The following is a 26,461-nucleotide window of genomic DNA, read 5'->3' on the forward strand; positions in this document are numbered from 1 at the left end:
ACCTAACGTGGATGTTACCATTTTTTCTTCTCACCGAAGAGTGCTTCCATGTCATTGTCGTATTCTTTGTCTACGCTTTGCTGCATTTCGGCATCACTTTTGTCTTGACGTCTTTTATCGAGTTCAAGGAGCATGCCTTCAAGTTTTTCTTTTGCTTGAAGGGAGTAGGGGTCACTCTTCGTACTCAGTGCATCAATGCCTTTGCGCAGTAATTGCAGCGCAGTACCTGGTTGACCGCGAGCAATGGAATCATTAGCTCTTTTAATGACGTTTTCAATGTTGATACGAATTTGCATTGTTTCCAAACGCGCGTTTTCAGCGACGTAAGTTTGGGTATCGATTCTGCCTTTATTGTGTTCATTACGAACCGTATCGCGAAGGCGTTTAACAAGCTTTAGCATGACGATGGCTTGTTTATCGCTGCTCGGCATTTTGAACGTCGTGCTTTCGCTTGTCGTACCATTTTCTTTAAGTAATTCAATTTGTTGTTTCATGTTTTCGACGCGTTGAGCAAGATGTTTATTTTTGGGGTCTAACTCACACATGCTTTCTAACGCGTCAAGTATGCGATTATTTAGACATAACAAAAGTTCTTTACTAAAAGGAATATGGTGCGCGTGGCCAATGAGCTCTTCAGTGCCATCAATCAAAGCGACATAACGTGCTGACTCCTGTCTTCTTGCGGTCTCTACCTTGACCTTGTATTGCAACATGATGTTATAGCCTAGGATCAATACCAGTAGGATGGCTACCAAAGCGATTATTAAACCAATATTCATATCTTTGCGTCTGCTTTTACTTTTCTGCGGCTAGCATTAAAGAATACATGAATCTTATCTCACTCGGCACCCCATTTTTTTGATTATTTTGCCTAACCACGTTTTAGTTCTCGATAGAAGTCACATCACAGAGCTTAGGGTATTTATTTACTCTCCTTTGCTCATGTTGTTTCTTTGCCCAAATTACGAGTATGTGTTTGAGGTATAAGCTAGAAATCACTGTTCATTTTATCTTTATCGCGTTATAACTAATTATTATATCGTTCGTTAGAATGACTAACATACCATCTCGTAAATTAGTAAGGGATTACGATGAAGTTGCAGCAGTTGAAGTATATTGTTGAGGTTGTAAACCATAATCTGAATGTGTCTGCGACAGCAGAAAGTTTGTATACCTCACAACCAGGTATCAGCAAGCAGGTACGGTTGCTAGAAGATGAATTGGGTATCCAGATTTTTGAACGTAGTGGTAAGCACTTAACACAAGTGACACCTGCCGGAGAAGAAATCGTACGAATTTCTCAAGAGATTCTTGTTCGGGTAGAAAGCATCAAAGCGGTAGCCGGTGAACATACCCATCCAGAAATGGGGACGCTCAACATCACCACTACGCATACTCAAGCACGGTACGCACTGCCAGATGTGATTAAGAGCTTCACTTCTCGTTACCCGAAAGTGTCTTTGCACATGCACCAAGGTACGCCGTCACAGATGTCTGAAGCGATTGCAAAAGGCACCGCTAACTTTGCTATTGCAACGGAAGCTCTACATCTGTATCAAGACGCAATCATGCTGCCTTGTTATCACTGGAACCGTTCTATCGTGGTACCCAAAGAACACCCATTAGCAAAGAAAAATAAAGTAACGATCAGCGATCTTGCTGCTTACCCACTCGTCACTTACGTGTTTGGGTTTACTGGTCGTTCAGAGTTAGATACGGCATTTAACCGTGAAGGTTTAACGCCACGCGTGGTATTTACTGCAACCGATGCTGATGTGATTAAGACTTACGTTCGGATGGGGATTGGGGTTGGTGTGATTGCTAGTATGGCGGTCGACCAAGTGCAGGACAACGATTTAGTTGCGATTGATGCAAGCCATTTATTCGGTGCAAGTACCACGAGCATTGGTTTCCGTCGAGGTACCTTCCTACGCTCTTACATGTTTGATTTTATGGAGCGTTTCGCTCCGCATTTAACTCGCCCTGTGGTAGAGCAGGCCATCTCACTCAAATCAAATACTGAAATTGAAGAGATGTTTAAAGATATTGAGCTCCCTGTTCGATAGATATTCACTTTTGTTACCCTCAAGCTGCTTGTTTCAGACAGGCCGGCTTGGGTATACAATGCCTCCCTCACCGTAGGGGGGGCTATGCAAACTCAATTTCAATTCATTAACGACGGCTTGTTAGAAAACGAATCACTATGGCGATTCGAACCATTCAAAAGTAGTGTCCAGACATCACTCCCTTGGCAGGATACATATCCTGAGCTTTGCCAATGGTTATATTCTCTGTCTCCTTCTCAAATAGAAGACTTAAAAGCTCAGCCTGAAATAGTATCGGCTGAAATCAGCAAGTTTTTACCAAACGTAAGAGCTCTAACAGAACGAGCTCAGCTTGAGCCGTTGTTTTTGGATGGTCTTCAATTGACTCGCGGTTTAGACAGTGGCATTCCTGGTCGAAAATTGGCGCAAATTAGTGCGTTAGGGGAAGCCGCTATTTCACATCATCATGGAGAAGAATGGTTAGAGTGGTGTTCTGGGAAAGGGTATTTAGGACGAGTTCTCACGACTCAGACTGAACAAGCCGTGACGAGCTTTGAGTACCAACAAGCGCTATGTGATTCAGGGCAGCAAGCGGCTGACGACAATCATTGGCAAATGACATTTGTCCAAGGTGACGCGTTTAGCTCTCAAGCCAAAGCAGTATTTAGGCCGAATCAACACGCGGTTGCGTTACATGCTTGTGGTGATTTGCATGTTCGATTAATGCAATACGGCAGTGAAAAAGGGGTTGCCGCAATGACTATCTCGCCTTGTTGTTATCACCTCATTCAAACTGAAGAGTATCAACCACTATCAACGCCAGGCAAAAATTCAAAATTAACCCTCTCGAAGCATGAGTTACGTATACCACTTCAGCAGACAGTCACTGGTGGAGCGCGCGTACGTCGTCATCGTCAGCAAGAAATGATTTTCAGACTTGGTTTTGATGCGATCACTCATCAAGTCATGGGGGTTAATGAGTATCAACCCGTACCGAGTATTCGCAAGTCTCAATTAAATACAGGTTTTAAGGCACTATGTTATTGGGCTGCGGAACAGAAGGGATTGAAACTGAACCCAGAGATAGATTTTGAACAGTTCGAAGCGTTGGCTGAAGAGCGCTTTTGGCAAATGGAAAGAATGAGCTTAGTTCAACTGGTTTTTCAGCGTTCGTTGGAGGTATGGCTCGCGTTAGACAAAGCACTTTATCTTCAAGAGCGTGGTTATCGTGTCAATTTGTCAGAATTTTGCCCTAAATCAATCACACCTAGAAATATTTTAATTTGCGCATATAAGAAGTAGTTATTTTTTATAGCTAAATGCTCTATGTGAAAAGCCCACTTATTCGTGGGCTTTTGTAATTAAAACATGACACCGTCGTGTGGCGTTACTGTTAGTTAAAGGCTGCGATGGCTTGTTCGGCTTCAACGTACTCTAGGTTAAAGATTTCAGCCACTTCTTTACATGTTACTTTGCCGTGAATAACGTTTAGACCTTCTAGGAAGCCTTTATCTGCAAGTAGCGCTTCACGGTAGCCTTTGTTTGCGAGTTTCACAATGTAAGGGAGTGTTGCATTGTTCAATGCGAATGTTGAAGTGCGTGCAACGGCACCAGGCATATTTGCGACGCAGTAGTGAACCACTTCATCAACAATATAAGTGGGTTCTGCGTGTGTGGTTGCGTGAGAAGTCTCGAAACAACCGCCTTGGTCAATGGCTACGTCAACGACCGCTGCGCCAGGTTTCATCTTCGCGATGTGCTCTTTATTGACGAGTTTAGGCGCTGCAGCGCCAGGGATAAGAACCGCTCCGATAACGAGGTCGGCGGCTAGAACATGCTTCTCAATAGCGTCTTCTGTAGAATAAACGACTTTTGCTCTCCCTTGGAATTCCTCATCTAGCTTGCGTAGAGTGTCTACGTTACGGTCTAAAATGGTAACATCTGCACGAAGGCCAACCGCCATACGGGCTGCACTCGCACCAACGACACCACCACCGATAATCACGACATTCGCGGGTCCAACACCGGGTACACCGCCAAGGAGCAAGCCACGGCCCCCGTGTGATTTTTCTAACGTTTGCGCGCCTGCTTGGATAGACATCCGACCCGCCACTTCTGACATCGGTGCTAACAGTGGTAAACGACCCATATTATCTGTTACAGTCTCATAGGCTATACAGACAGCTTTGCTTTTGATTAGCTCATCAGTTTGTGGAAAATCTGGTGCTAGGTGTAAATAAGTAAATAATATTTGCCCTTCGCGGAGCATTGCTCTCTCTACTGCTTGGGGTTCTTTTACTTTTATAATCATGTCTGCTTGCGCAAATACGTCTGCAGCATGAGGGAGAATGGATGCGCCGACAGCGATGTAATCATCGTCTGAAAAACCAATGCCGGCACCTGCATTGGTCTCAACTAAAACTTGGTGACCATGTGAGATAAGTTCTCTCACGCTAGCTGGGATCATACCAACACGATATTCGTGATTTTTGATTTCCTTAGGTACGCCAATGATCATCCTGTATCCTCTTTCTATAATGGTAGTATTAACTGATTGTAGGGTGTTATTATCGAATTAATAACTAGTATAGTTATTGGTTTGTAAAATTTGGCACCAAATATTAAAAAGTTGTAACATATTTTTTTGCAAGGAAGTAATAAGGTGGAATAAAAAATGGCAGACAACTATAAAAAGCCGTCCAAGGAACTAGACCGTATCGACCGCAACATTCTTAATGAGCTGCAGAAAGACGGTCGTATTTCAAACGTTGAGCTTTCAAAACGTGTAGGACTGTCTCCAACGCCATGTTTGGAGCGTGTGCGTCGCTTAGAGCGTCAGGGTTACATCACAGGATATGCTGCGTTACTTAATCCGCAGTTCTTGGATGCGTCACTATTGGTATTCGTTGAAATAACGCTAAACCGTGGTGCGCCAGATGTATTTGAGCAGTTTAATTTAGCGGTTCAAAAACTCGACGATATACAAGAGTGTCATCTTGTATCAGGTGATTTTGACTATCTTCTAAAAACCCGTGTATCTGATATGGGGGCTTATCGTCGATTATTGGGTGATACGTTGTTACGCCTACCTGGTGTAAATGACACCCGAACATACGTTGTTATGGAAGAAGTGAAGCAATCTAACCAGCTTGTGATTAAAACTCGTTAAATTCTTGCAAAGAAAGCGGTATATGCTTCCGCTTTCGCCAGAGAGTAATTGGGTTTTTCTCTTTGATATGGTTAAATCAATTTACCGAGCGGCATCCAGCCGCTCGGAATGTTTTGTAAATTCCTATTTCATTCCATATTCAAGTTGATTTATGTTCAAAGAGAACGCAAAGAAAGTCGAAACCATTATCAAAACCAGTGAAGAGCCTCAGTTTTCACGTTTAAATGGCTTCCAACGCTTAAAAGAGTGCTGCTTTATCGTTGGCGTTCTAAGCTCGGTATTGCTGGCTGTCGCACTATTTACCTTTAGTCCGGCCGATCCTTCTTGGTCCCAAACCGCTTGGGGAGGGGAGGTCGATAACGCTGGCGGTTTATTTGGTGCTTGGCTTGCCGATACTCTATTTTTCACATTTGGCTCTCTCGCCTATCCTATTCCTTTCTTACTGTCCGCTGCCGCGTGGGTTATATGCCGTAAACGAGGAGAAGACGAGACAATCGACCTCATGCTTTGGGGGACGCGACTACTCGGTCTTACCGTCCTCATTATGACCAGTTGTGGGCTCGCCGATATTAATTTTGATGATATCTGGTATTTCTCATCTGGTGGCGTGGTTGGTGACGTGCTGACTAGTCTTGCTTTGCCGACACTAAATGTACTTGGTACCACACTGGTTTTATTGTTCTTATGGGGAGCTGGCTTTACCTTGTTCACTGGTATTTCTTGGTTGAATATCGTGGAATGGCTTGGTGATCGAGCATTGGAGCTTACTTCTGTTATTGCCAATAAATTTAGAGGCTCTGAGCAGGAATTACTAGAACCTCAATTGGATGAATTCGTAGAAGATACAGTGTCCAGCGTCAAAAATGCTGAAAGTGAAGTCAATGACGAGCCATTGCCACATTTGACCGCGTATGATGTTGACGAACCTAAAGCCGCTGAACCTGCACACGAATATCCTATTTATATGCCGCAAGCGAAACCTCAGACGCATACGGTACCACCCACGCCGAGAACACCACCGCCGAGTCAGGCTGCTGTTGATGAGGCTTCAGGCTATGCGGACCTTGATCCTCAAGCTCATATGCACCGCGTCAGTGCTGAGCACGTTGAACCTTTGTTTGATCGATCCAAGCAGCTTAATGTAACCATTGAAGAGCTTGAAGCAGCAGCGCAGCAAGCGGATGACTGGGTAACGGAAGAGCAATCCATTTCAGAAACCTACTCATTTTATGCAGAGCAAGCCAGTGCTGAACAGGGGCTACAAAGTGCTGAGTCAGATTATTCTGAGTACGTAAAGTTTGAAGCAGAACAAGCGCAGCAGATGCACACTGAGCGGCCTCAACATGAAGAGCCTATTATTGATTCTGCAGAATTAGACAGCATCACGAACCAAACTGACTCTGACCCACACATCGAACCGACTATTTCAGACTTTGATGTGTTAGATGAAGAAGATGACTATCTACCTTCAGAACCTGTACTGCAAGAGCAGCCAGAACCTATTGATCCTCAATCAATTACGCGATCTTATTCAGCGACCTCAGTTGCACCTTCTGCGACTTTTGAGTCTGTGCATCAAGACGATGAGTTAGAAAAAACACAACAAGGTGACCAAGATGTGGACGCCTTCCAAGAAATGGTTTCTAGCGCGCAGTCGAAAGTGGCTGCAAAGCAAAACCCATTTTTGATGAAGCAAGAACAAAACCTGCCAGTACCACAAGAACCACTGCCAACGTTAGAATTGCTTTACCACCCAGAAAAGCGTGAGAACTTCATTGATCGCGATGCTCTTGAGCAGGTGGCTAGATTGGTAGAAAGTAAGCTAGCAGACTACAAAATCAAAGCTGAGGTAGTCGGTATTTACCCTGGTCCTGTTATCACTCGTTTTGAGCTTGACCTCGCGCCAGGAGTTAAGGTGAGCCGTATTTCCGGTTTATCTACTGACCTAGCGCGAGCACTGTCAGCCATGGCGGTACGTGTGGTGGAAGTGATCCCGGGTAAACCCTATATCGGTCTAGAGCTGCCAAACATGAGCCGTCAGACGGTTTACTTATCTGATGTCATTAACAGCACACAATTTAAACAAGCCACGTCGCCAACGACCGTTGTGTTGGGTCAGGACATCGCCGGTGAAGCCGTGGTCGCCGACTTGGCTAAGATGCCCCATGTACTGGTTGCAGGTACGACAGGTTCCGGTAAATCGGTAGGGGTTAACGTCATGATCTTGAGCATGCTTTACAAAGCAAGCCCAGAAGATGTTCGCTTTATCATGATTGACCCAAAAATGCTGGAGCTTTCAATTTATGAAGGTATTCCACATCTACTCTCAGAAGTCGTGACGGACATGAAAGACGCCTCTAACGCACTTCGTTGGTGTGTGGGTGAGATGGAGCGCCGTTATAAACTGATGTCGGCACTTGGCGTGCGTAACGTCAAAGGCTTCAATGAAAAATTGAAGATGGCAGCGGAAGCGGGCCATCCAATTCACGATCCATTCTGGCAAGAGGGCGACAGTATGGATGCAGAGCCACCGTTGCTTGAGAGACTGCCTTATATCGTTGTGGTAGTGGATGAGTTTGCCGACCTAATGATGGTTGTGGGTAAGAAGGTGGAAGAGCTGATTGCCCGTTTGGCACAGAAAGCACGTGCAGCAGGTATTCACCTGATCCTTGCCACTCAACGTCCATCCGTTGATGTCATTACAGGCCTAATTAAAGCGAACATCCCAACACGTGTTGCGTTTACTGTATCGACCAAAACGGATTCTCGCACGATCCTAGATCAAGGCGGTGCTGAATCACTATTGGGCATGGGTGATATGCTGTATCTACCACCCGGTTCCAGTCATACTACTCGTGTGCACGGTGCGTTCGCATCGGATGATGATGTGCATGCGGTTGTGAATAACTGGAAAGCACGTGGCAAACCTAACTATATCGACGAGATCATTAACGGTGATCAAAGCCCTGAAGCTCTGCTGCCAGGTGAGCAGATGCAAGCGGATGAAGATGTGGATCCGTTATTCGATCAAGTGGTCGAGCACGTGGTTCACTCGCGGCGTGGATCGGTTTCTGGTGTTCAGCGTCGATTTAAAATTGGCTATAACCGTGCCGCTCGTATTGTTGAACAACTAGAGGCCCAAGGTATTGTGAGTACTCCAGGGCACAATGGTAACCGTGAAGTCTTAGCGCCTGCGCCACCAAAAGATTAATGAACTTGTTTGACTCACTTCAGTCGAACGGAAGTGAGTGGTTCCAACAATAGGTATCTGAATGAAAAAACGATTTTCAGCGACACTTTTTTCTGCGCTTCTTCTAAGCAGTTCTCTCTTTTCTACTGCTTATGCAGCGGCGCCAAAAGAAGAGTTGAGTAAACGCTTAGCGATCAACGAAGGTTTCAGAGCTGACTTTTCTCAGCAAGTGATCAGCCCTGAAGGTGAAACGGTAATGGAAGGCGAAGGTACGGTAGAAATCGCCCGACCAAGCTTATTTCGTTGGAGCACAACATTTCCCGATGAGAATTTATTAGTTTCAGATGGCACAACGCTATGGTATTACAGTCCGTTTATTGAGCAAGTCAGCATTTACTGGCAAGATCAGGCAACAGAACAAACCCCATTTGTTTTGTTAACTCGTAACCGAGCGAGTGACTGGGAAAACTACTCTATTTCTCAGAAAGGGAATGAGTTTACTCTGACTCCAACGGCCGTTGACTCTACACAGGGGCAGTTTCTCATTAATATTGACGCGAAAGGTGTCGTAAAAGGCTTCAATGTATTAGAACAAGATGGTCAAAAGGGGCTATTTAAGTTTGACAATGTGAAGTTGGGTAAACCAAAAGCAGACAGATTTACATTCACGATTCCAAATGGTGTGGAAGTGGATGACCAAAGGAATTAATAGGTAGTGAGTAATTACACATTAGATTTCTCAGGGGACGAAGATTTTCGTCCCCTTGCTGCACGTATGAGGCCGCAAACGATAGAGCAGTATATCGGTCAGTCACACATATTAGGCCCTGGTAAGCCTCTATATCGTGCGCTGGAAGCGGGCCACATTCACTCTATGATCTTGTGGGGACCACCGGGCACAGGTAAAACCACGCTGGCAGAAGTGGCGGCCAATTACGCTAACGCTGAAGTGGAGCGCGTGTCGGCTGTTACTTCCGGAGTAAAAGAGATACGGTCTGCGATTGAAAAAGCGCGTGAAAACAAAATGGCGGGCCGCCGTACCATCTTGTTTGTGGACGAGGTGCATCGCTTTAATAAATCTCAGCAAGATGCTTTCTTACCCCACATTGAAGATGGGACGGTGACCTTTATCGGTGCGACGACAGAGAACCCATCTTTCGAGCTGAACAACGCATTATTATCTCGCGCACGTGTATATAAGCTAACGTCACTGGATAAAAACGAAATCTCGTTAGCCTTGAAGCAAGCCATTCAGGACAAAGAACGTGGGTTAGGGGGCACTCCTGCGCACTTTGTTGATAACGTCTTAGACCGCTTAGCGGAATTGGTCAATGGCGATGCGCGTATGTCGCTTAACTACCTTGAGCTGCTTTACGATATGGCAGAAGACAATGCGCAAGGCGAAAAAGAAATCACTCTGAAGCTACTTGCGGAAGTAGCAGGAGAGAAAGTCTCTCGTTTCGATAACAAAGGCGATATTTGGTACGATTTGATTTCTGCGGTACACAAATCCATTCGTGGTTCAAACCCTGATGCCGCCTTATATTGGGCTGCGCGTATGATTGCAGCTGGCTGTGATCCACTTTACATCGCACGTCGATTACTGGCGATAGCATCCGAAGATGTGGGCAATGCGGACCCTAGGGCGATGCAAGTTGCGTTGTCGGCGTGGGACTGCTTCACGCGTGTTGGACCGGCAGAAGGTGAGCGTGCGATTGCTCAGGCGATTGTTTACTTAGCATGTGCGCCGAAGAGTAATGCGGTGTATGTCGCGTGGAAGCAAGCGCTCACAGACGCTCATAATTTACCTGAATATGAAGTGCCTAATCACCTAAGAAATGCGCCAACCAGTTTGATGCAAGACATGGGTTATGGCGCCGAATACCGATATGCTCACGATGAGCCGGGAGCGTATGCCGCGGGCGATCAATATTTACCACCTGAAATGGTGGATCGTAAGTACTACCAGCCAACAAATCGCGGTCTAGAAACCAAAATAAGCGAAAAGTTAGATTACTTGGCTACTTTAGATGCAAATAGCCAACAAAAGCGCTATGAAAAGTAGGCGTTTTTGGATACATTTATTGGGTTATTTTTGTAACGTGCCTGTTCGGATAGGGTGCGTGATTTCACAACAAAAAGCATAGGATTAACAATGCTGGATTCTAAATTACTTCGTACAGAGCTGGATGAAACAGCTGCAAAACTAGCGCGTCGTGGCTTTAAGCTAGACGTAGAGACTATTCGTAAACTTGAAGAACAACGCAAGTCCATTCAAGTAGAAGTTGAAAATTTACAATCCACGCGTAACTCCATCTCCAAGCAAATCGGCCAAAAAATGGCGGCTGGTGACAAAGAAGGCGCAGAAGAGATCAAGAAAAAAATCGGTACACTAGGTAGCGATCTTGATGCTAAAAAGGTGGAACTTGAGCAAGTTATGGCTCAACTAGAGGAAATCACGCTTTCTGTACCTAACATCCCTGCGGATGAAGTGCCAGATGGTAAAGATGAAAATGACAACGTAGAAATTTCTCGTTGGGGTGAGCCTAAAACGTACAACTTCGAAGTAAAAGATCACGTTGATCTTGGCGAAATGGGTGATGGTCTAGACTTCGCAAGTGCAACTAAGATCACTGGTGCTCGTTTCATCGTAATGAAAGGTCAATTTGCTCGTCTACACCGTGCTATTGCTCAGTTTATGCTTGACCTTCACACTGAAGAGCACGGTTACACGGAAATGTATGTCCCTTATCTAGTCAACGCTGACAGCCTATTCGGTACTGGTCAGCTGCCTAAATTCGGTAAAGATCTTTTCCATACCGAACCTCTGGTCGAAAAAGTCAGCGATGAAGAGCCACGTAAATTGTCTCTAATTCCTACAGCCGAGGTGCCTGTCACAAACCTAGTGCGCGATACTATTTCGGAAGAAGCGGATCTACCACTTAAAATGACGGCGCACACACCATGTTTCCGGTCTGAAGCGGGATCTTATGGGCGTGATACTCGTGGTCTGATTCGTATGCACCAATTCGACAAAGTTGAACTAGTACAAATCACCAAGCCAGAAGACTCAATGAATGCGCTTGAAGAGTTAACTGGTCACGCTGAAAAAGTGCTCCAGCTTTTAGAGCTGCCTTATCGCAAAGTGGTTTTATGTACAGGTGATATGGGGTTCGGTGCACGTAAGACTTACGATCTAGAAGTATGGGTACCTGCTCAAGAAACTTACCGTGAAATTTCTTCGTGTTCTAACATGTGGGACTTCCAAGCTCGTCGTATGCAAGCGCGTTTCCGTCGTAAAGGCGAGAAGAAGCCGGAGCTTGTACACACGTTAAACGGTTCTGGTCTAGCCGTTGGCCGTACAATGGTTGCTATTTTAGAAAATAACCAAGAAGCGGACGGCCGTATTGCAATCCCAACAGCACTTCAGAAGTACATGAGCGGCGCAACGCACATCGGTTAATCCATTAACCTCAAAACAGCAAAACCCAGCCTGAGCGCTGGGTTTTTTTGTTATGCAAAGCAGTCTTCACGCTGTAAAGCGGCATCAATCGCGTTGACCAACTTCTCAATATCTTCTGGCTTGCTGATAAATGGCGGCATCATATAAATCATTTTGCCAAACGGACGGATCCACACACCGTATTCGACAAATACTGTTTGGATGGCCTCCATATTCACAGAGCGATGCGTTTCCACAACGCCAATAGCACCTAACCAACGGGTGCTTTTCACCAAGTCGTATTCTTCAAGCTTTGGCAGTAACTCAGAAAACATCGTTTCAATTTGTTTCGTTTGCTGCTGCCATTCCCCTTGTTCAATTAATTCTAAACTTGCGGTGGCAACAGCGCAGGCGAGCGGATTACCCATAAACGTTGGGCCATGCATAAAACAACCTGCATCACCACCACAAACGGTGTCTGCGACGTGTTTACTTGCCAGAGTAGCAGAGAGAGTCATGTAGCCGCCTGTCAGAGCCTTCCCAACACAAAGAATGTCTGGCTGGATATCGGCATGTTCACAGGCAAACAACTTACCGGTACGACCAAATCCAGTGGCGATTTCATCCGCAATCAATAACAAACCGTATTTGTCGCAAAGCCGACGTACGCCTTTGAGAAATTCTGGATGGTAGATACGCATGCCGCCTGCGCCTTGAACGATGGGTTCGAGGATCACCGCTGCGAGTTCTTGATGGTGCATTTCAATCTTGTGTTCAAAGTCAGCAAGATCTTCCGGCTTCCACTCGTCCCAATAACCACAAGTTGGTGACTCCGCAAAGATATGCTCAGGCAAAAAGCCTTTGTAGAGAGAGTGCATTGAATTATCAGGATCGGTAACTGACATCGCCGCAAAGGTATCGCCGTGATAGCCGTGTCGCAAAGTCAAAAACTTCGGTCGGCGCTCGCCTTTTGCATGCCAATATTGCAGCGCCATCTTCAAGCTCACTTCTACGGCAACCGAGCCAGAATCAGCAAGAAAGACCTGTTCAAGATTACTTGGTGCAAGGGACAATAGCTTCTTACACAAATTGATGGCTGGCTGGTGGGTAATCCCGCCAAACATCACGTGAGAAACCTGATCGATTTGCTGGTGAGCGGCCTGATTTAAGTGCGGATGATTATAGCCGTGGATCGTCGACCACCAAGAAGACATGCCATCGACAAGCTCTGTTCCATCTTCCAGTTTAATGTGTACGCCATTTGCTGATGCCACTGGGTAGCAGGTCAGAGGTGTCAACGTCGAAGTGTAAGGATGCCAGATGTGCTGGCGGTCGAAGGCGAGATCCATGTGCTATTCCAATATTAATTAAGATTAAAAAACAAACAGATGTAAACTTTGTTGTTTTGCATTGTGTTGACAGTTTATCGAGACTCAGTAGACTGTCAACACAACAAAAAAGTGACTAAAGGAATACACGTGGAAGTTCGTCATAACTGGACGCATGCTGAAGTGCGCGATCTCATGGAAAAACCATTCATGGATCTCCTATTCGAAGCGCAGCTTGTTCATCGTCAATACCAACAAACCAACCATGTTCAAGTTAGCACGCTACTGTCGATTAAGACGGGGGCTTGTCCAGAAGATTGTAAGTACTGTCCTCAGAGTGCTCGTTACACCACAGACATCGAAAAAGAGCGTCTGATGGAAGTCGAGCGTGTACTCGATGCTGCACAAAAAGCGAAAAATGCTGGCTCGACGCGATTCTGTATGGGCGCCGCGTGGAAGAACCCGAAAGAACGCGACATGCCGCATTTGACCGATATGATTAAAGGCGTGAAGGGTATGGGCTTGGAAACGTGTATGACGCTAGGTATGCTGACGCCGGAGCAAGCGGATCAACTGGCTGGTGCTGGCTTAGATTACTACAACCACAACCTTGATACTTCCCCAGAATTTTACGGCAAAATCATTACCACTCGTACTTACCAAGACCGTTTAGATACGCTTTCTCACGTTCGTGATGCCGGCATGAAGATTTGTTCTGGTGGTATCATCGGCATGGGGGAAAGCGTCAATGATCGTGCAGGTCTGCTGGTTGAACTTGCTAATTTACCAACGCAACCAGAAAGTGTACCAATCAACATGTTAGTGAAGGTAAAAGGCACCCCATTAGAAAAAGTAGACGATGTGGAGCCATTTGACTTCATTCGCCTAATTGCGATTGCGCGAATTATGATGCCTAACTCCGCGGTTCGTTTGTCGGCAGGTCGTGAAAACATGAATGAGCAGATGCAAACACTCTGCTTTATGGCTGGCGCAAACTCTGTGTTCTACGGTTGTAAGCTTTTAACGACTCCCAATCCTTCTGAAGACAAAGACATAATGCTGTTTAAGAAGTTAGGTATTAACAGTCATGAGGTGTCTCAAAAGCCGGATGACATCGCAGAAAACGAATTGTTAGATCGTGTAGTAGAGCGTGTTGCTTCACGTCCCACCGAAGGCGATGTTTTTTACGATGCCAGCGTTTAAATCTCGTATTGAGTCTGCCCTTATTGAGCGTAAAACACAGGGGTTAACTCGAACAATGAATATAGTGTTTTCTGGTAACCAATCTATTTTGGAACACGAAGATAAACGCTACATTAACTTCTCTAGCAACGATTATTTAGGTTTGGCGAATGATCAATCACTTGTGCGTGCTTGGCAGCAAGGTTTGAGTGTTTACGGCAGTGGCAGCGGAGCCTCACCTATGGTGACTGGGTTTAGTGCGGCGCATGGCAATCTTGAAGCTGCGCTAACAGAGTGGTTGGGGTTTGAGAGGGCCGTTCTGTTTGGCTCTGGATTTAGTGCCAATCAAGCTTTGCTTTTTACATTATTAGAAAAAACTGATGTGTTACTTCAAGACCGATTTAATCACGCTTCTTTGATGGAGGCAGGAGCCTTATCGACAGCTAAGATGAAACGCTTCAAACACAACGATATTGAACACCTTAAGTCGCTGATTAATGATGAGAGTAATCACCTTGTAGTCACTGAAGGGGTATTCAGCATGGATGGAGATCGTGCCCCTTTAAACGAGATATCTGCAGTGACAAAAAACCATAACGCTTGGCTTGCTGTTGATGATGCACACGGTATCGGTGTGCTTGGTGAAACTGGCGGCGGCTCTTGTGAGTTTGCCAACATCAAACCAGAGATCTTGATTGTGACTTTCGGTAAAGCGTTTGGTATGTCTGGTGCTGCTATCTTATGTGACCAAGCTACGGGAGATTTTCTTATGCAATTCGCGAGACACTACGTGTATTCAACAGCGATGCCTCCTGCTCAAGCCTATGCACTTACTCATGCCGTTTCTATGATTCAGGAGCAAACTTGGCGACGTGACAAGTTGACTGAGTTGAGTGCTTACTATCAAGAATGTTTGCGAGATACAGAAGGTTTTGTTGAAACTGCAACGTCAATAAAGCCGTTTGTGATTGGTGAATCGGAATCTGCACTTAAGGTGGCAAAAGCCTGCCGTAAAAACGGAGTTTGGTTAACGGCTATTCGACCGCCAACGATTCCGAAAGGAACGGCACGATTACGTATTACGTTGACGGTCAACCACACGAAAACACAAGTCAGAACACTCTCAGCTGCACTGAAGCAAGCATTAGGATCGCTGTAATGGATAGGGCCAAAAATGTCGTTTTAGACACTTCTCTCTGCAATAAAGACGCGATTGCCTCATCGTTTGGGAAAGCCGCGAGCACTTATGATAAGCATGCTGCATTTCAGCGCGATGTTGGGTATCGTTTGATAGATAAATTACCAAGTGATTTAACGAACCAGCGCGTTTTAGACTTAGGTTGTGGGACCGGTTATTTCTCCAAAGTTTTTCAGCAGCGCGGTGCCAACGTGGTGTGTGTAGATATTTCACAAGCCATGTTGGATAAAGCACAACAACGCTGCGGTGAGGAATGCATGAGCTATATCTTAGCCGATGCTGAAAACCTACCCTTTGATGATGGCAGCTTTGACTATATATTCTCAAGCTTGGCTTTACAGTGGTGTACAGATTTAAGTTATCCGCTACGAGAAGTACAGCGTGTATTGAGAAAGGGGGGGACAGCTGCCTTTTCTACACTGCTTGATAATTCGCTTTATGAGTTACGTGACTCGTGGGGAAAAATTGATGCATATCAACACGTCAATAACTTTATTACCTTCAATCAGGTAAAAATTGCGTTAGCGCAATCCCGTTGCCACAACCATCATCTAGACTCGACCACCATCACAGTTTGGTACGATTCGGCGTTTTCTGTTATGCGTGACCTTAAAGGTATAGGTGCAAATCACGTAAGCGGACGCTCACATGGGTTAACGAGTCGAAGCGCTTTACGACAAGTTGAGCGTGCTTACCAAGCATTCGGAAATGATCAAGGTCTTCTACCTGCAAGTTATCAGGTTTGTTTTGGAGTAATACATCTATGATTGATGCTTTTTTTATTGCTGGTACGGATACTGATGTAGGGAAAACGGTAGCGTCTAAAGCCATTTTGCAAGCGTTAGCGGCAAAAGGCCTTAATACCATTGGTTATAAGCCAGTGGCATCAGGAAGTGATAACACAACGGAAGGATGGCGTAATTCAGATGCGTTGCATTTACAGGCAGCGGCAACTATTGATGTTGCATACGATGATGTCAATCCATATGCTTTGGAGTTACCTGCTTCTCCGCACATCGCAGCGAAACATGAACATGTAGACATCAAATATGATTTGCTAAGTGAGAAATTGATTCAGCATAAGCAGCAAGCGGATATCGTCTTAGTTGAAGGTGCTGGGGGTTGGCGTGTGCCTGTCTCGGATATCGATAGTTTGTCGACTTGGGTAAAGCAAGAGCAACTACCGGTGGTTCTTGTTGTAGGGATTAAGCTCGGTTGCCTGAACCATGCGTTGTTGACTGCGGAAATCATTAGAGCGGATGGTTTGAATCTTGTTGGTTGGGTTGCAAATCGTGTAAACCCGGGCACAGAACACTATGCCGATATTATTGGAACACTTGAAGCTCGTTTAGGCGCTCCTAAACTAGGTGAAATCCCCTATATTCCAAGCGCGAAACGTAAAGAGATAGGCAAGTACATTAACGTTGAGCCGTTGCTGAGCGTATAAATTATTACGTGAAGATAAAAAAGGGCTGCGCAATGCAGCCCTTTTCTTATGTTAACCTTTTGCTAACCTTTGCTTCCAACCGTTACGTTAGACGTTATGGTTATTTTTCTTGGCTAAGCCCCATCAATGCTTGCTGTGTTTCTGCAACACGTTGTGTCATTTGAGCATCGGTTGAAATACCAAGTTGCTGTTTTGCCTCGTCCTCTGAGATACCTAGGTGACAGCGGAGTAAATCAATAGCCATTTGATAGTCGTTAGTTTCTACCATGGTTTTTTCCCTCAATAACATGGATTTTAGAGTTACTCTGTCTTTATTAGAGTATGCTCTGTTTTGTTCATCTCATTTGAATCTAACACGTTCTTATGGGCGTACAATAAGACCAAAGTCTATACTTGGGTTAACATGCTGTTTCTACGCGACTTAAATGTACGTAATATTTCAGTCTCGAAAACAAATGTTGCAATTTATTGCTTAACCTTGTTTTTATCGCAGGTAGACTATATCTATAACGCATCAAGGCGTGAAACCAACCGGAATCGGCTTTTTAAACAAGCTTTTTATACCAATAAGCTTCCTCGGAGAAAAGTAATGAAGCGAATTATGTTATTCCTAGCAACGAACCTAGCCGTAGTGCTAGTTCTCAGTGTTGTTCTGAATATTGTTTATGCCACCACTGGAATGCAACCAGGTAGCCTGTCAGGGTTACTTATCATGGCGGCAGTATTTGGCTTTGGTGGTGCATTGATTTCGTTAATGATGTCTAAAGGTATGGCACTACGCGCTGTGGGTGGCATGGTTATCGAAACCCCTCGTAACGAAACCGAACATTGGCTTCTAGAAACCGTGAATCGCCAAGCTCAGCAGGCGGGTATTGGTATGCCAACCGTGGCAATTTATGACTCGCCAGATATCAACGCATTTGCGACAGGCGCAAAGCGTGATGATTCACTGGTTGCCGTATCAACCGGGTTGCTACACAATATGACTCGTGATGAAGCTGAGGCAGTACTCGCGCATGAGGTAAGCCATATCTCTAATGGTGACATGGTCACGATGACATTGATGCAAGGTGTGGTGAACACGTTCGTTATTTTCTTGTCACGTTTCATTGCAAATATTGTGGCATCAAACGACGAAGAAGAGGGCCAAGGTACAAACATGATGGTTTACTTTGGTGTGTCGATGGTACTCGAACTCGTATTTGGTTTCTTGGCTAGCTTTATTACCATGTGGTACAGCCGCCACCGTGAATTTCACGCGGATGCAGGTGCCGCGCAACTAGTAGGTAAACAGAAGATGATCGCCGCCCTAGAACGTTTAAAAATGAGCCACGAGTCTCAGCTGGATGGCACGATGATGGCGTTTGGTATTAACGGTAAGCAATCTTTAACTGAACTACTGATGAGTCACCCTCCACTAGATAAACGCATTGCAGCATTGCGTAACCAGCAATACTAATTGGATAATTTATTGAAAAGGCTTGGTTTTAACCAAGCTTTTTTTTATCTATTGATCGCTAACGGAGGGCATTCCGTATTAACCTGAGGAAACAAAAGTTATACAAAATTAATTTTGTACAACTTTTGTCAATTGGTCTATCTTGTACGTATAATAATTTTGTACAACATTTGCTGGCATGTAGGAGTAAAGGAATGGACATACAGTCTGTTGGCAACATCTATCAAAAGCTTAATAAAGCAAATTTGCATCTACTTAAAGAGGTGTATCATCAAGATGTGGTATTTGAAGATGCCGCTCATCGTTTAGAAGGGTGGGACGCGCTTTCAGACTATTTCAACTCTTTATATGCCAATGTCATAAGTTGTGATTTTATTATCCACGAACATCAACAAGTTGGTGATACCGGTTTTCTTACTTGGACCATGGACCTTCAACATCCCAAACTCCAGAAAGGGGCTCCAATTTTTGTGAATGGTGTTTCTCATCTAAAGTTCAGCGAAGGTCAAGTGATTTACCACCGAGACTATTTTGATCTCGGCGAAATGTTGTATGAAAACTTGCCTTTACTTGGGTCCGTCGTGAAAACAATTAAGCAGAGGTTAGGGCAATGAGCAGTACGGTTTTAATTACTGGTGCTACGTCCGGCATTGGAAAACAGTTAGCTTTAGATTACGCAAAGTCTGGTTGGCGCGTGATTGCATGCGGGCGAAACGAGAAAGTCTTGGCAGAATTAGCCTCAACCACTCCTCTTATTGAAACACTGCAATTTGATGTGACACAACACGAAGAAACAAAACATGTGCTGTCTTCTTTACCATTTATCCCCAGCACATGGATTTTCAATGCAGGTAATTGTGAATACATGGATGAGGGTGTGGTTGACGCGAAACTTATGGCGCGCGTTATGAATGTTAACGTTATTGGGGTGGCAAACTGCGTTGAGGCTTGTCAGCCGCATATGGAGCGAGGTCATCGCATTGTCATCGTGGGTTCGATTGCATCTGAGGTGGCACTACCGCGAGCAGAGGCCTATGGGGCATCAAAGGCGGCGGTCAGCTACTTTGCACGAACGTTGGCAGTGGATTTAAAGAAGAAGGGCATACAAGTCGTAACGGTGTTTCCCGGTTTTGTCGAGACGCCTCTGACTGACAAGAACACCTTCGAAATGCCAATGATCGTCTCCAAACAACACGCATCTGAAGCGATTAGAGAACAGTTGGCGGCGAATAAAAGTTATATTTATTTTCCAGCGAGGTTTACCGGTATTTTGCGTTTCATATCGTTGTTTCCATACAGTTGGCAAGCTCGCCTAACGGCTAAACTCGTATCATAAGAAGGAAGAGAAATGAGATCAGCAGGGAAAAAAAAGATTGCGATCATAGGAACGGGCATATCAGGCCTAACGTGTGGATATTACTTACACAATAATCACGATGTCACCGTATTTGAAGCCAACGATTATATTGGTGGGCACACGGCGACGGTGGACGTGAATGTCGGCGGTAAAGACTACGCGATTGATACTGGCTTTATTGTTTACAATGACAGGACTTACCCAAACTTCATCAAAATGATGAACGAGATTGGCGTCGAAGGCTTGCCGACTCAAATGAGTTTTAGTGTCCGAAACGATGGTAATGGCTTGGAGTACAACGGGCACACCATCTCAACACTGTTTGCGCAGAAACGTAATTGGGCAAACCCTAAATTTTATCGTTTTATCTTTGAGATATTAAGATTCAATAAGTTAGCGAAAACCTTTGCCAACGAGCAATCCACTAATTCGCAAACGCTGGGCGAGTTTCTTGATGAGCATCACTTTAGTGCTTTCTTTTCTGATAACTATATCCTGCCAATGGGCGCGGCAATTTGGTCTTCAACGTTGGCGGATATGCGTGCGTTTCCACTAATGTTTTTCTTACGTTTCTTCTTAAACCATGGTCTGCTGGATGTAACTAACCGACCTCAGTGGTATGTGATCAAAGGTGGCTCTCGCGCCTACATATCGCCCCTTATACAAGGGTTTTCAGACAAAATCCGTCTAAATTGCCCCGTTGAGAGAGTTGTTAGAAGTGAGCGTGGCGTGGCGGTCAAAGTCAATGGAGTGACGGAATGGTTCGATGAAGTTATTTTTGCTTGTCACAGTGACCAAGCAATGAAAATGGTTGGAGACATTACGCAAAACGAACAGCAGATCCTAGAGGATATGGCTTATCAAGCGAATGAGGTGGTGCTTCATACGGATATTAGTTTACTGCCAAAGCGTGAGACCGCTTGGGCTTCGTGGAATTATTTGTTAGAAGGCAGTGAAGGCGAGCAGCAAAAGCTGCCATCTCTCACTTATAATATGAATATCCTCCAACACGTTCAGTCGGAACACACTTTTTGCGTCACGTTAAATAGCTCTGAGAAAATTGACGCAAGTAAAGTTCTGCGAAAATTTGTTTATCACCATCCGGTTTTTACTACGGAATCCATTGCTGCTCAACAGCGTAAAGATGAAATTCAAGGCGTTAAAAATACATGGTTCTGTGGCGCATATTGGTACAGCGGCTTTCACGAAGATGGCGTACGTAGTGCGTTGGATGTCGTGAAAGGTATAGAACGTAAATTCGGTGAAGAAGACATGACTAAGATAGAAAAAGGCGCAGCATAAATGGGTAACCATATGAACAGCCAACTCTTTATCGGAAATGTAAGACATCGGCGTTTCACCCCTGTACGTCACAATCTGGACTACAATTTGTTCATGCCGGCTATTGATGTCGATGAATTAGAACAACTCGAGAAAAAAGTATGGGGTTTTGGTACGCGTTGGTGGCATTGGGCTCGGTTTAAACGTAGTGATTACCTTGGTGAAGGAAACTTGAAAAAGGCAGTACAGGATAAGTTGCAAACAATGACAGGTGTACAATGCACCGGCAAAGTGATTGCGGTCTGTCACTTGCGTTATTTGGGGCTCTATTTCAGTCCGGTTAACTTTTACTACGTCTACAATCAACAGGGTGAATGGCAATATCTACTTGCGGAAGTCAGTAATACGCCATGGAATGAACGTCATTATTACGCTCTTTCCGCAGATAAGAACGACGAGCACTTTGGCTGGGAACACGATAAAGCTTTTCATGTCTCGCCCTTTAATCCCATTGACCAGCTATACCGTTGGAAGATCAAGCCTTTGACAGACAAGCTCAATATTCATCTCGAATGCCATAAAGGTGATAAACACTTTGATGCCACGATGGCCATGAAAGCAACAGAGTTTTCCAGTAAAAATCTGTTCAAGTGTTTGATCGTTACGCCAATTCAAACGGTAAAAGTCATGGTGGGTATTTATTGGCACGCACTAAAATTGTGGATAAAAGGGGCACCGTTTTATTCTCATCCTAAATATTCAACATCTGACGAAATAGAAGCCGATACAGATAAAAAAGATAAAAGATAATAAAAAGAGCAAGGAGAATTCTGCATGTTAAATACCAGTTCGATAACATTGCCGCGCAAGCTTACCACGACTCAAAAAGCGGCTCGCGGAGTTATTTTTCAATGTCTGCAAAAAATAGAAATCGGCTGCTTAACTGTTATTGAGAGTTATAAAACGGAAGCGACAGAAAGAAGCGAACGATTTACCGCACCAGATGGCGAATATAATGGCCAACCAGTGGTCGCCAGTATAGAAGTTAAACACCCCGGTTTTTACTCGCGAATATTACAAGGTGGCAGTATTGCCGCAGGCGAAGCTTACATGGATGGCTGGTGGGATAGCCCAGATCTAACATCATTAATGAAGCTAATGGCTCTTAACATGCGAGCTTTGGATAAATTAGAAGAGCAAGGCAGTTTGCTGACGAAATTATTGTATAAGTTTAGTCACTGGACAAACCGTAATTCTCAAGAGAATTCACGGAAGAACATTCATGCACACTACGACTTAGGTAACGATTTATACCAGTCGTTTTTAGACAGTAATATGCTGTACTCGTCAGCTCTCTACCTCCAAGACAACGATTCGTTAGAACAAGCGCAAATGAATAAGATGGAGCGTTTGTGTCAGCAGCTAAACCTGCAACCTTCAGATGAAGTTATTGAAATTGGTACTGGCTGGGGAGCCATGGCGATTTACATGGCCGAGCAATATGGCTGTCATGTCACCACGACAACCATTTCAGAAGAGCAGCATGCTTATGCCGAGCAACAGATAAAGGAGCGTGGATTATCGAATAAGGTGACGTTGCTAAAGAAAGACTATCGCGATCTTAATGGGGTTTATGACAAACTGGTCTCCATTGAAATGATCGAAGCTGTCGGTAAACAATTTCTGCCTTCTTATATCAAAAAGTGTCAATCATTACTCAAACCTGGCGGGTTAATGGCTATTCAAGCTATCACCATTGCTGACCAGCGTTACGAGTACTACAGCAACAATGTTGACTTTATTCAGAAATACATCTTTCCTGGAGGTTTTTTGCCTTCAGTGACTTCGCTGGCTCAAACGACCACCAAGTATAGTGACTTGGTGGTACGTGATCTGTTTGATATCGGTCTGGATTATGCGAAGACGCTGAACGATTGGCATTACAGCTTTAACCAAGCTGAAGAGCACGTACGTTCACTTGGCTATGATGACCGTTTCGTTCGCATGTGGCGTTATTACTTAAGTTATTGTGAAGGTGGTTTTTTAGCGAGAAGCATCAGCGCGATACATATGACGTTTCAAAGACCGTAATTCATCATGAGAGTGTTTATCGCGTCGATATGGTTCCAACTCTGCTGGTTTTCAGCGGTGATCGGAACCTATCATTTGCAATGGGTCACCTTCGCGCTGACTATTACTACAATTCTTTATTGCATCAAAACCGACATTGCTTCGTTAAGGGGCATTGCCGTTATCACCGTTTCCGGCCTCGTTCTCGATACACTCAACCAACAAATTTCTGTTTTTGTTTTTCCGACGTTATGGCTTCCTGTTTGGCTGATGTGCTTGTGGGTATTGTTCTCTTGGTATGCTTATCAACTCAGATCCGTTTTGTACCGTTTCCCGAAAACCTACGTATCAATAATAGGCGGTATAGGAGGAGTGGTCAGTTACTACGCGGGCTTCAAGCTCCAAGCCGTTGAATTTGGATTTAGTACTGGCGTCACTTTAATTATTTTGTTTGCAGAATGGGTTGCGATGATGCTGTTAATATTAAAGGTCTACGGAAATGAAAAGCTTGAAGAGAGTCTTAACACGAAACCTGATTAGTGCCCTTACTTCTGCCGTGTTGCTTTGCTCATTTACTCTGCAAGCGCAAAGTATTGGCAAAGCGAATAACGGTGTGAATTTAGACGGCTGGACAGGGTGGGAAACGGTCGGGGAGGCGCAATTGACGTGGTTTATTTTCGATATTTACCAGTCGCGTTTGAAAGCCCCTGGTGGAAAATTCGCCTCAAGCCATGATGTTTCTCCACACCCGCTTGCTTTGGAAATCAATTATCAAAGAAATGTCAGTAAGCAAAGGCTACTAGATGTGACAGACGAACAATGGGCTAAGTTAGGTTTTTCTGACTATTATCGTGAAAAGTGGATTGCTGAGCTTAACACCATGTTCCCCAGTATCGAGAAGGGAGATCAATTAACTTATTTGACTGATGGTAAAACGGGCCAACTGCTTTTTAGACCATCAGATTCCTTGCGAGTAGAAATGGTCGGCGATATTCAAGATGAACGTATGAACGACGCATTTTTGTCGATTTGGTTATCACCAAATACCGAATTTCCCAAGCTTCGAAAACAACTAATAGGGCAGGTTAGATAGTGCTTAAACGAATTTTGAAGTCAACCGCTTTGATTACTGCTGCTTTCCTTTCGGCATGCTCAGCGGACATTGATAATTACCAATCCTCGACACCGACCTTTGACTTATTCGGTTATTTCGAGGGTGATGTAAAAGCTTGGGGCATGGTTCAAGATTACAGCGAACAACAGACACGTCGGTTTGAAGTGGATATTGTTGGTACGGTAAAAGGGAACAAATTAACGCTTGTAGAAGACTTCGTTTTTGATGATGGAGAACTTGATCAACGAATCTGGGTGATCACCAAACTGGATGACGGCAGTTACGAAGGAAAGGCGGATGATATTATTGGCGTTGCAACGGGTAAAGAGCAGGGAAATGCGTTGCAGTGGCAGTATGACTTCGAATTACAAATGGATGATTCTTCGGTGAACGTCTTTTTTGATGACTGGCTCTATCGTCAAGATGAAAAACACGTATTTAATCTCACCAAAATTAAAAAGTTTGGCCTTGAAGTCGGTACGATAACCTTGTTTTTTCAAAAGCAGCCTTAACAGGGGTTGATGTACTTAAGCACGTATTAGGTTTAGGGGAGACTGTCCGCGGGCCTGATTAAATATGTTAATGCAGCGCGATTTTAAACTTGTATTTTTCAATCCTCTTAGAGACAAAAAAAGGTTGACGCTTTGACGTCAACCTTTTTCAATTTCTAGTCCATCACGGAAAAGTTACAGCTTGTCAGTTAGCTCGATAGCTTGACCGATGTAGTTAGCTGGCGTCATTTCTTTCAAACGTGCTTTCTCGTGTTCAGGAAGCTCAAGACCGTCGATGAAGTTACGCATTGCTTCACCATCTACACGCTTACCACGAGTTAGCTCTTTTAGCTTCTCATACGGTTTCTCGATGCCGTAACGACGCATGACTGTTTGCACTGGCTCTGCAAGTACTTCCCAGTTTCTGTCTAGTTCAGCAAGCAGTGCTTCACGGTTTACTTCTAGTTTACTGATGCCTTTTAGCGTAGACGTGTAGGCGATCACTGCGTAGCCAACACCAACACCGAGGTTACGTAGAACTGTAGAGTCAGTTAGGTCACGCTGCCAACGAGAGATAGGCAGTTTTTGTGCTAAATGGCCAAATACGGCGTTTGCCAGACCGAGGTTACCCTCAGAGTTTTCAAAATCGATCGGGTTAACTTTATGTGGCATTGTTGAAGAGCCGATCTCACCTGCAATCGTTTTTTGCTTGAAGTGACCCAGTGCAATGTAACCCCAAATATCGCGGTCGAAATCGATCAGGATAGTGTTAAAGCGTGCGATTGCATCGAAGAGTTCAGCAATGTAATCGTGTGGCTCGATCTGAGTGGTGTATGGGTTCCATGTGACGCCCAGAGACTCGGTAATGAACTCTTCGCTGAATTTGTGCCAATCTAGCTCAGGGTAAGCAGATAAGTGTGCGTTGTAGTTACCTACTGCGCCGTTGATTTTCGCGAGGATCTCAACGTTTTCGATTTGTTTGTATTGACGCTCCATACGATATGCAACGTTCGCCATTTCTTTACCCATCGTTGATGGAGAAGCTGGTTGGCCGTGGGTACGAGAGAGAAGAGGGATATCGCGGTGCTCAACAGCAAGTGCTTTGATTGCGTCAATGAGGTTGCGAAGTTCTGGAAGAATAACCATCTCACGTGCTTCTTTAAGCATTAAAGCGTGCGATGTGTTGTTGATGTCTTCAGAAGTACATGCAAAGTGGAAGAACTCATTGACAGCGTGCAGTTCAGGAACGTCTGCCACTTTCTCTTTTAAGAAGTATTCAACCGCTTTAACGTCGTGGTTAGTTGTACGCTCGATTTCTTTGATACGGCGTGCATCTTCTTCAGAGAAGCTTGCAGCAAGGTCGTCTAGGAATTGATTCGCTTCTGCGCTGAATGCTGGCACCTCGGCAATTTCAGCCGTCGCTGCTAGCTTCTGTAACCAGCGAATCTCAACGATGGTACGGTATTTTAGTAGACCGTATTCACTGAAAATTTCGCGTAACGCAATGGTTTTGCTTCCGTAGCGACCGTCTACTGGTGAAACAGCAGTCAATGCTGACAGTTCCATGATGTTCTCCTGAATTGAGTTTCTAAATTTCGTGAGCGTTATACCAATAACGGTGGCAATTGTCACGAATATCGCGCAAACGTTTGCGCGGAGTTTGTTTTAGTCGAAAAAAAGTAGCTCGC

General features: G+C 44.7%; 24 protein-coding genes and 1 pseudogene. 20 read left to right on the plus strand and 5 right to left on the minus strand.

Annotation, left to right across the window (positions count from 1 at the left end; all coding sequences use genetic code 11):
• Nucleotides 1–14: 14 nt before the first annotated feature.
• On the minus strand, nucleotides 15–779 hold the full coding sequence (locus ATG66_RS10875; protein WP_098415311.1) for a DNA repair protein: 765 nt from the start codon (nucleotides 777–779) through the stop codon (nucleotides 15–17).
• A 312-nt stretch (nucleotides 780–1,091) separates the two neighbouring features.
• On the opposite strand from ATG66_RS10875, the gene cysB reads away from it, so the two are divergent.
• Together cysB and ATG66_RS10885 are read left to right on the plus strand one after the other, a co-directional pair.
• Nucleotides 1,092–2,066 carry an HTH-type transcriptional regulator CysB gene (cysB, locus tag ATG66_RS10880; protein ID WP_098415312.1) on the plus strand — a complete coding sequence of 325 codons (975 nt, stop codon included), beginning with the start codon at nucleotides 1,092–1,094 and terminating at the stop codon, nucleotides 2,064–2,066.
• Nucleotides 2,067–2,150: 84 nt separating this feature from the next.
• Entirely contained in the window at nucleotides 2,151–3,347 is a 1,197-nt protein-coding gene (locus ATG66_RS10885; protein ID WP_098415313.1) for a methyltransferase, read from the plus strand.
• Between the two features lie 91 nt (nucleotides 3,348–3,438).
• Here the strand turns inward: ATG66_RS10885 and ald are convergent, their stop codons facing one another.
• On the minus strand, nucleotides 3,439–4,563 hold the full coding sequence (gene ald / locus ATG66_RS10890) for an alanine dehydrogenase (RefSeq protein ID WP_098415314.1): 1,125 nt from the start codon (nucleotides 4,561–4,563) through the stop codon (nucleotides 3,439–3,441).
• Between the two features lie 156 nt (nucleotides 4,564–4,719).
• Between ald and lrp the strand changes: the two genes are divergently transcribed.
• The 5 genes from lrp to serS all read left to right on the plus strand — a co-directional run bounded on the left by lrp (nucleotide 4,720) and on the right by serS (nucleotide 11,867).
• On the plus strand, nucleotides 4,720–5,214 hold the full coding sequence (gene lrp / locus ATG66_RS10895) for a leucine-responsive transcriptional regulator Lrp (protein WP_098415315.1): 495 nt from the start codon (nucleotides 4,720–4,722) through the stop codon (nucleotides 5,212–5,214).
• A gap of 151 nt (nucleotides 5,215–5,365) precedes the next feature.
• Complete coding sequence (locus ATG66_RS10900; RefSeq protein ID WP_098415316.1) at nucleotides 5,366–8,425, plus strand: DNA translocase FtsK; 3,060 nt, start codon at nucleotides 5,366–5,368, stop codon at nucleotides 8,423–8,425.
• A 61-nt stretch (nucleotides 8,426–8,486) separates the two neighbouring features.
• Nucleotides 8,487–9,113: an outer membrane lipoprotein chaperone LolA gene (lolA, locus tag ATG66_RS10905; RefSeq protein ID WP_098415317.1), complete on the plus strand. Its 627-nt coding sequence runs from the start codon at nucleotides 8,487–8,489 to the stop codon at nucleotides 9,111–9,113.
• A 66-nt stretch (nucleotides 9,114–9,179) separates the two neighbouring features.
• Nucleotides 9,180–10,469, plus strand: a complete 1,290-nt coding sequence (locus tag ATG66_RS10910) for a replication-associated recombination protein A (protein ID WP_306471568.1) — start codon at nucleotides 9,180–9,182, stop codon at nucleotides 10,467–10,469.
• A gap of 90 nt (nucleotides 10,470–10,559) precedes the next feature.
• Nucleotides 10,560–11,867 (plus strand): serine--tRNA ligase, encoded by a 1,308-nt coding sequence (gene serS / locus ATG66_RS10915; RefSeq protein WP_098415319.1) that lies wholly within the window; start codon nucleotides 10,560–10,562, stop codon nucleotides 11,865–11,867.
• Between the two features lie 50 nt (nucleotides 11,868–11,917).
• Here serS and bioA read toward each other — a convergent pair whose 3' ends face one another.
• Complete coding sequence (gene bioA / locus ATG66_RS10920) at nucleotides 11,918–13,195, minus strand: adenosylmethionine--8-amino-7-oxononanoate transaminase (RefSeq protein ID WP_098415320.1); 1,278 nt, start codon at nucleotides 13,193–13,195, stop codon at nucleotides 11,918–11,920.
• A 129-nt stretch (nucleotides 13,196–13,324) separates the two neighbouring features.
• On the opposite strand from bioA, the gene bioB reads away from it, so the two are divergent.
• From bioB to bioD, 4 genes are read left to right on the plus strand one after another with little or no spacing between them, the layout of a single operon-like run.
• Complete coding sequence (gene bioB, locus ATG66_RS10925; RefSeq protein WP_098415321.1) at nucleotides 13,325–14,377, plus strand: biotin synthase BioB; 1,053 nt, start codon at nucleotides 13,325–13,327, stop codon at nucleotides 14,375–14,377.
• Nucleotides 14,364–15,515: an 8-amino-7-oxononanoate synthase gene (bioF, locus tag ATG66_RS10930; protein ID WP_179885638.1), complete on the plus strand. Its 1,152-nt coding sequence runs from the start codon at nucleotides 14,364–14,366 to the stop codon at nucleotides 15,513–15,515. The genes bioB and bioF overlap by 14 nt, the downstream gene beginning before the upstream one ends.
• Nucleotides 15,515–16,321, plus strand: a complete 807-nt coding sequence (bioC, locus tag ATG66_RS10935; RefSeq protein WP_098415322.1) for a malonyl-ACP O-methyltransferase BioC — start codon at nucleotides 15,515–15,517, stop codon at nucleotides 16,319–16,321. Before bioF ends, bioC begins: the two co-directional genes overlap by 1 nt.
• Entirely contained in the window at nucleotides 16,318–17,001 is a 684-nt protein-coding gene (bioD, locus tag ATG66_RS10940) for a dethiobiotin synthase (RefSeq protein ID WP_179885639.1), read from the plus strand. The genes bioC and bioD overlap by 4 nt, the downstream gene beginning before the upstream one ends.
• Nucleotides 17,002–17,101: 100 nt before the next feature.
• Here the strand turns inward: bioD and ATG66_RS10945 are convergent, their stop codons facing one another.
• On the minus strand, nucleotides 17,102–17,269 hold the full coding sequence (locus ATG66_RS10945; RefSeq protein ID WP_098415324.1) for a hypothetical protein: 168 nt from the start codon (nucleotides 17,267–17,269) through the stop codon (nucleotides 17,102–17,104).
• A gap of 321 nt (nucleotides 17,270–17,590) precedes the next feature.
• Between ATG66_RS10945 and htpX the strand changes: the two genes are divergently transcribed.
• The 9 genes and pseudogenes from htpX to ATG66_RS10990 all read left to right on the plus strand — a co-directional run bounded on the left by htpX (nucleotide 17,591) and on the right by ATG66_RS10990 (nucleotide 24,794).
• On the plus strand, nucleotides 17,591–18,460 hold the full coding sequence (gene htpX, locus ATG66_RS10950; RefSeq protein ID WP_098415325.1) for a protease HtpX: 870 nt from the start codon (nucleotides 17,591–17,593) through the stop codon (nucleotides 18,458–18,460).
• A gap of 194 nt (nucleotides 18,461–18,654) precedes the next feature.
• Complete coding sequence (locus ATG66_RS10955) at nucleotides 18,655–19,074, plus strand: nuclear transport factor 2 family protein (RefSeq protein ID WP_098415326.1); 420 nt, start codon at nucleotides 18,655–18,657, stop codon at nucleotides 19,072–19,074.
• Complete coding sequence (locus tag ATG66_RS10960; RefSeq protein WP_098415327.1) at nucleotides 19,071–19,796, plus strand: SDR family oxidoreductase; 726 nt, start codon at nucleotides 19,071–19,073, stop codon at nucleotides 19,794–19,796. The genes ATG66_RS10955 and ATG66_RS10960 overlap by 4 nt, the downstream gene beginning before the upstream one ends.
• A 12-nt stretch (nucleotides 19,797–19,808) precedes the next feature.
• Complete coding sequence (locus tag ATG66_RS10965) at nucleotides 19,809–21,119, plus strand: NAD(P)/FAD-dependent oxidoreductase (RefSeq protein WP_098415328.1); 1,311 nt, start codon at nucleotides 19,809–19,811, stop codon at nucleotides 21,117–21,119.
• Nucleotides 21,120–21,939: pseudogene (locus ATG66_RS10970) on the plus strand (DUF1365 domain-containing protein). It begins immediately after the preceding gene.
• Nucleotides 21,933–23,189 (plus strand): SAM-dependent methyltransferase, encoded by a 1,257-nt coding sequence (locus tag ATG66_RS10975; RefSeq protein WP_098415329.1) that lies wholly within the window; start codon nucleotides 21,933–21,935, stop codon nucleotides 23,187–23,189. The pseudogene ATG66_RS10970 and the gene ATG66_RS10975 overlap by 7 nt, the downstream one beginning before the upstream one ends.
• A 6-nt stretch (nucleotides 23,190–23,195) precedes the next feature.
• Complete coding sequence (locus ATG66_RS10980) at nucleotides 23,196–23,708, plus strand: DUF2878 domain-containing protein (RefSeq protein WP_098415330.1); 513 nt, start codon at nucleotides 23,196–23,198, stop codon at nucleotides 23,706–23,708.
• Entirely contained in the window at nucleotides 23,668–24,261 is a 594-nt protein-coding gene (locus ATG66_RS10985) for a hypothetical protein (RefSeq protein ID WP_098415331.1), read from the plus strand. The genes ATG66_RS10980 and ATG66_RS10985 overlap by 41 nt, the downstream gene beginning before the upstream one ends.
• The gene (locus tag ATG66_RS10990) at nucleotides 24,261–24,794 is read left to right on the plus strand and encodes a DUF3833 domain-containing protein (RefSeq protein WP_098415332.1); all 534 of its coding nucleotides are present in this window, start codon (nucleotides 24,261–24,263) and stop codon (nucleotides 24,792–24,794) included. Before ATG66_RS10985 ends, ATG66_RS10990 begins: the two co-directional genes overlap by 1 nt.
• Nucleotides 24,795–24,968: 174 nt before the next feature.
• On the opposite strand, the gene purB is transcribed toward ATG66_RS10990, so the two are convergent.
• Nucleotides 24,969–26,339 carry an adenylosuccinate lyase gene (gene purB, locus ATG66_RS10995; RefSeq protein ID WP_098415333.1) on the minus strand — a complete coding sequence of 457 codons (1,371 nt, stop codon included), beginning with the start codon at nucleotides 26,337–26,339 and terminating at the stop codon, nucleotides 24,969–24,971.
• Nucleotides 26,340–26,461 lie beyond the last annotated feature (122 nt).

It is taken from the genome of Vibrio sp. ES.051 (genome assembly GCF_002563795.1).
In the GTDB taxonomy this organism is placed as follows: Bacteria; Pseudomonadota; Gammaproteobacteria; order Enterobacterales; family Vibrionaceae; genus Vibrio.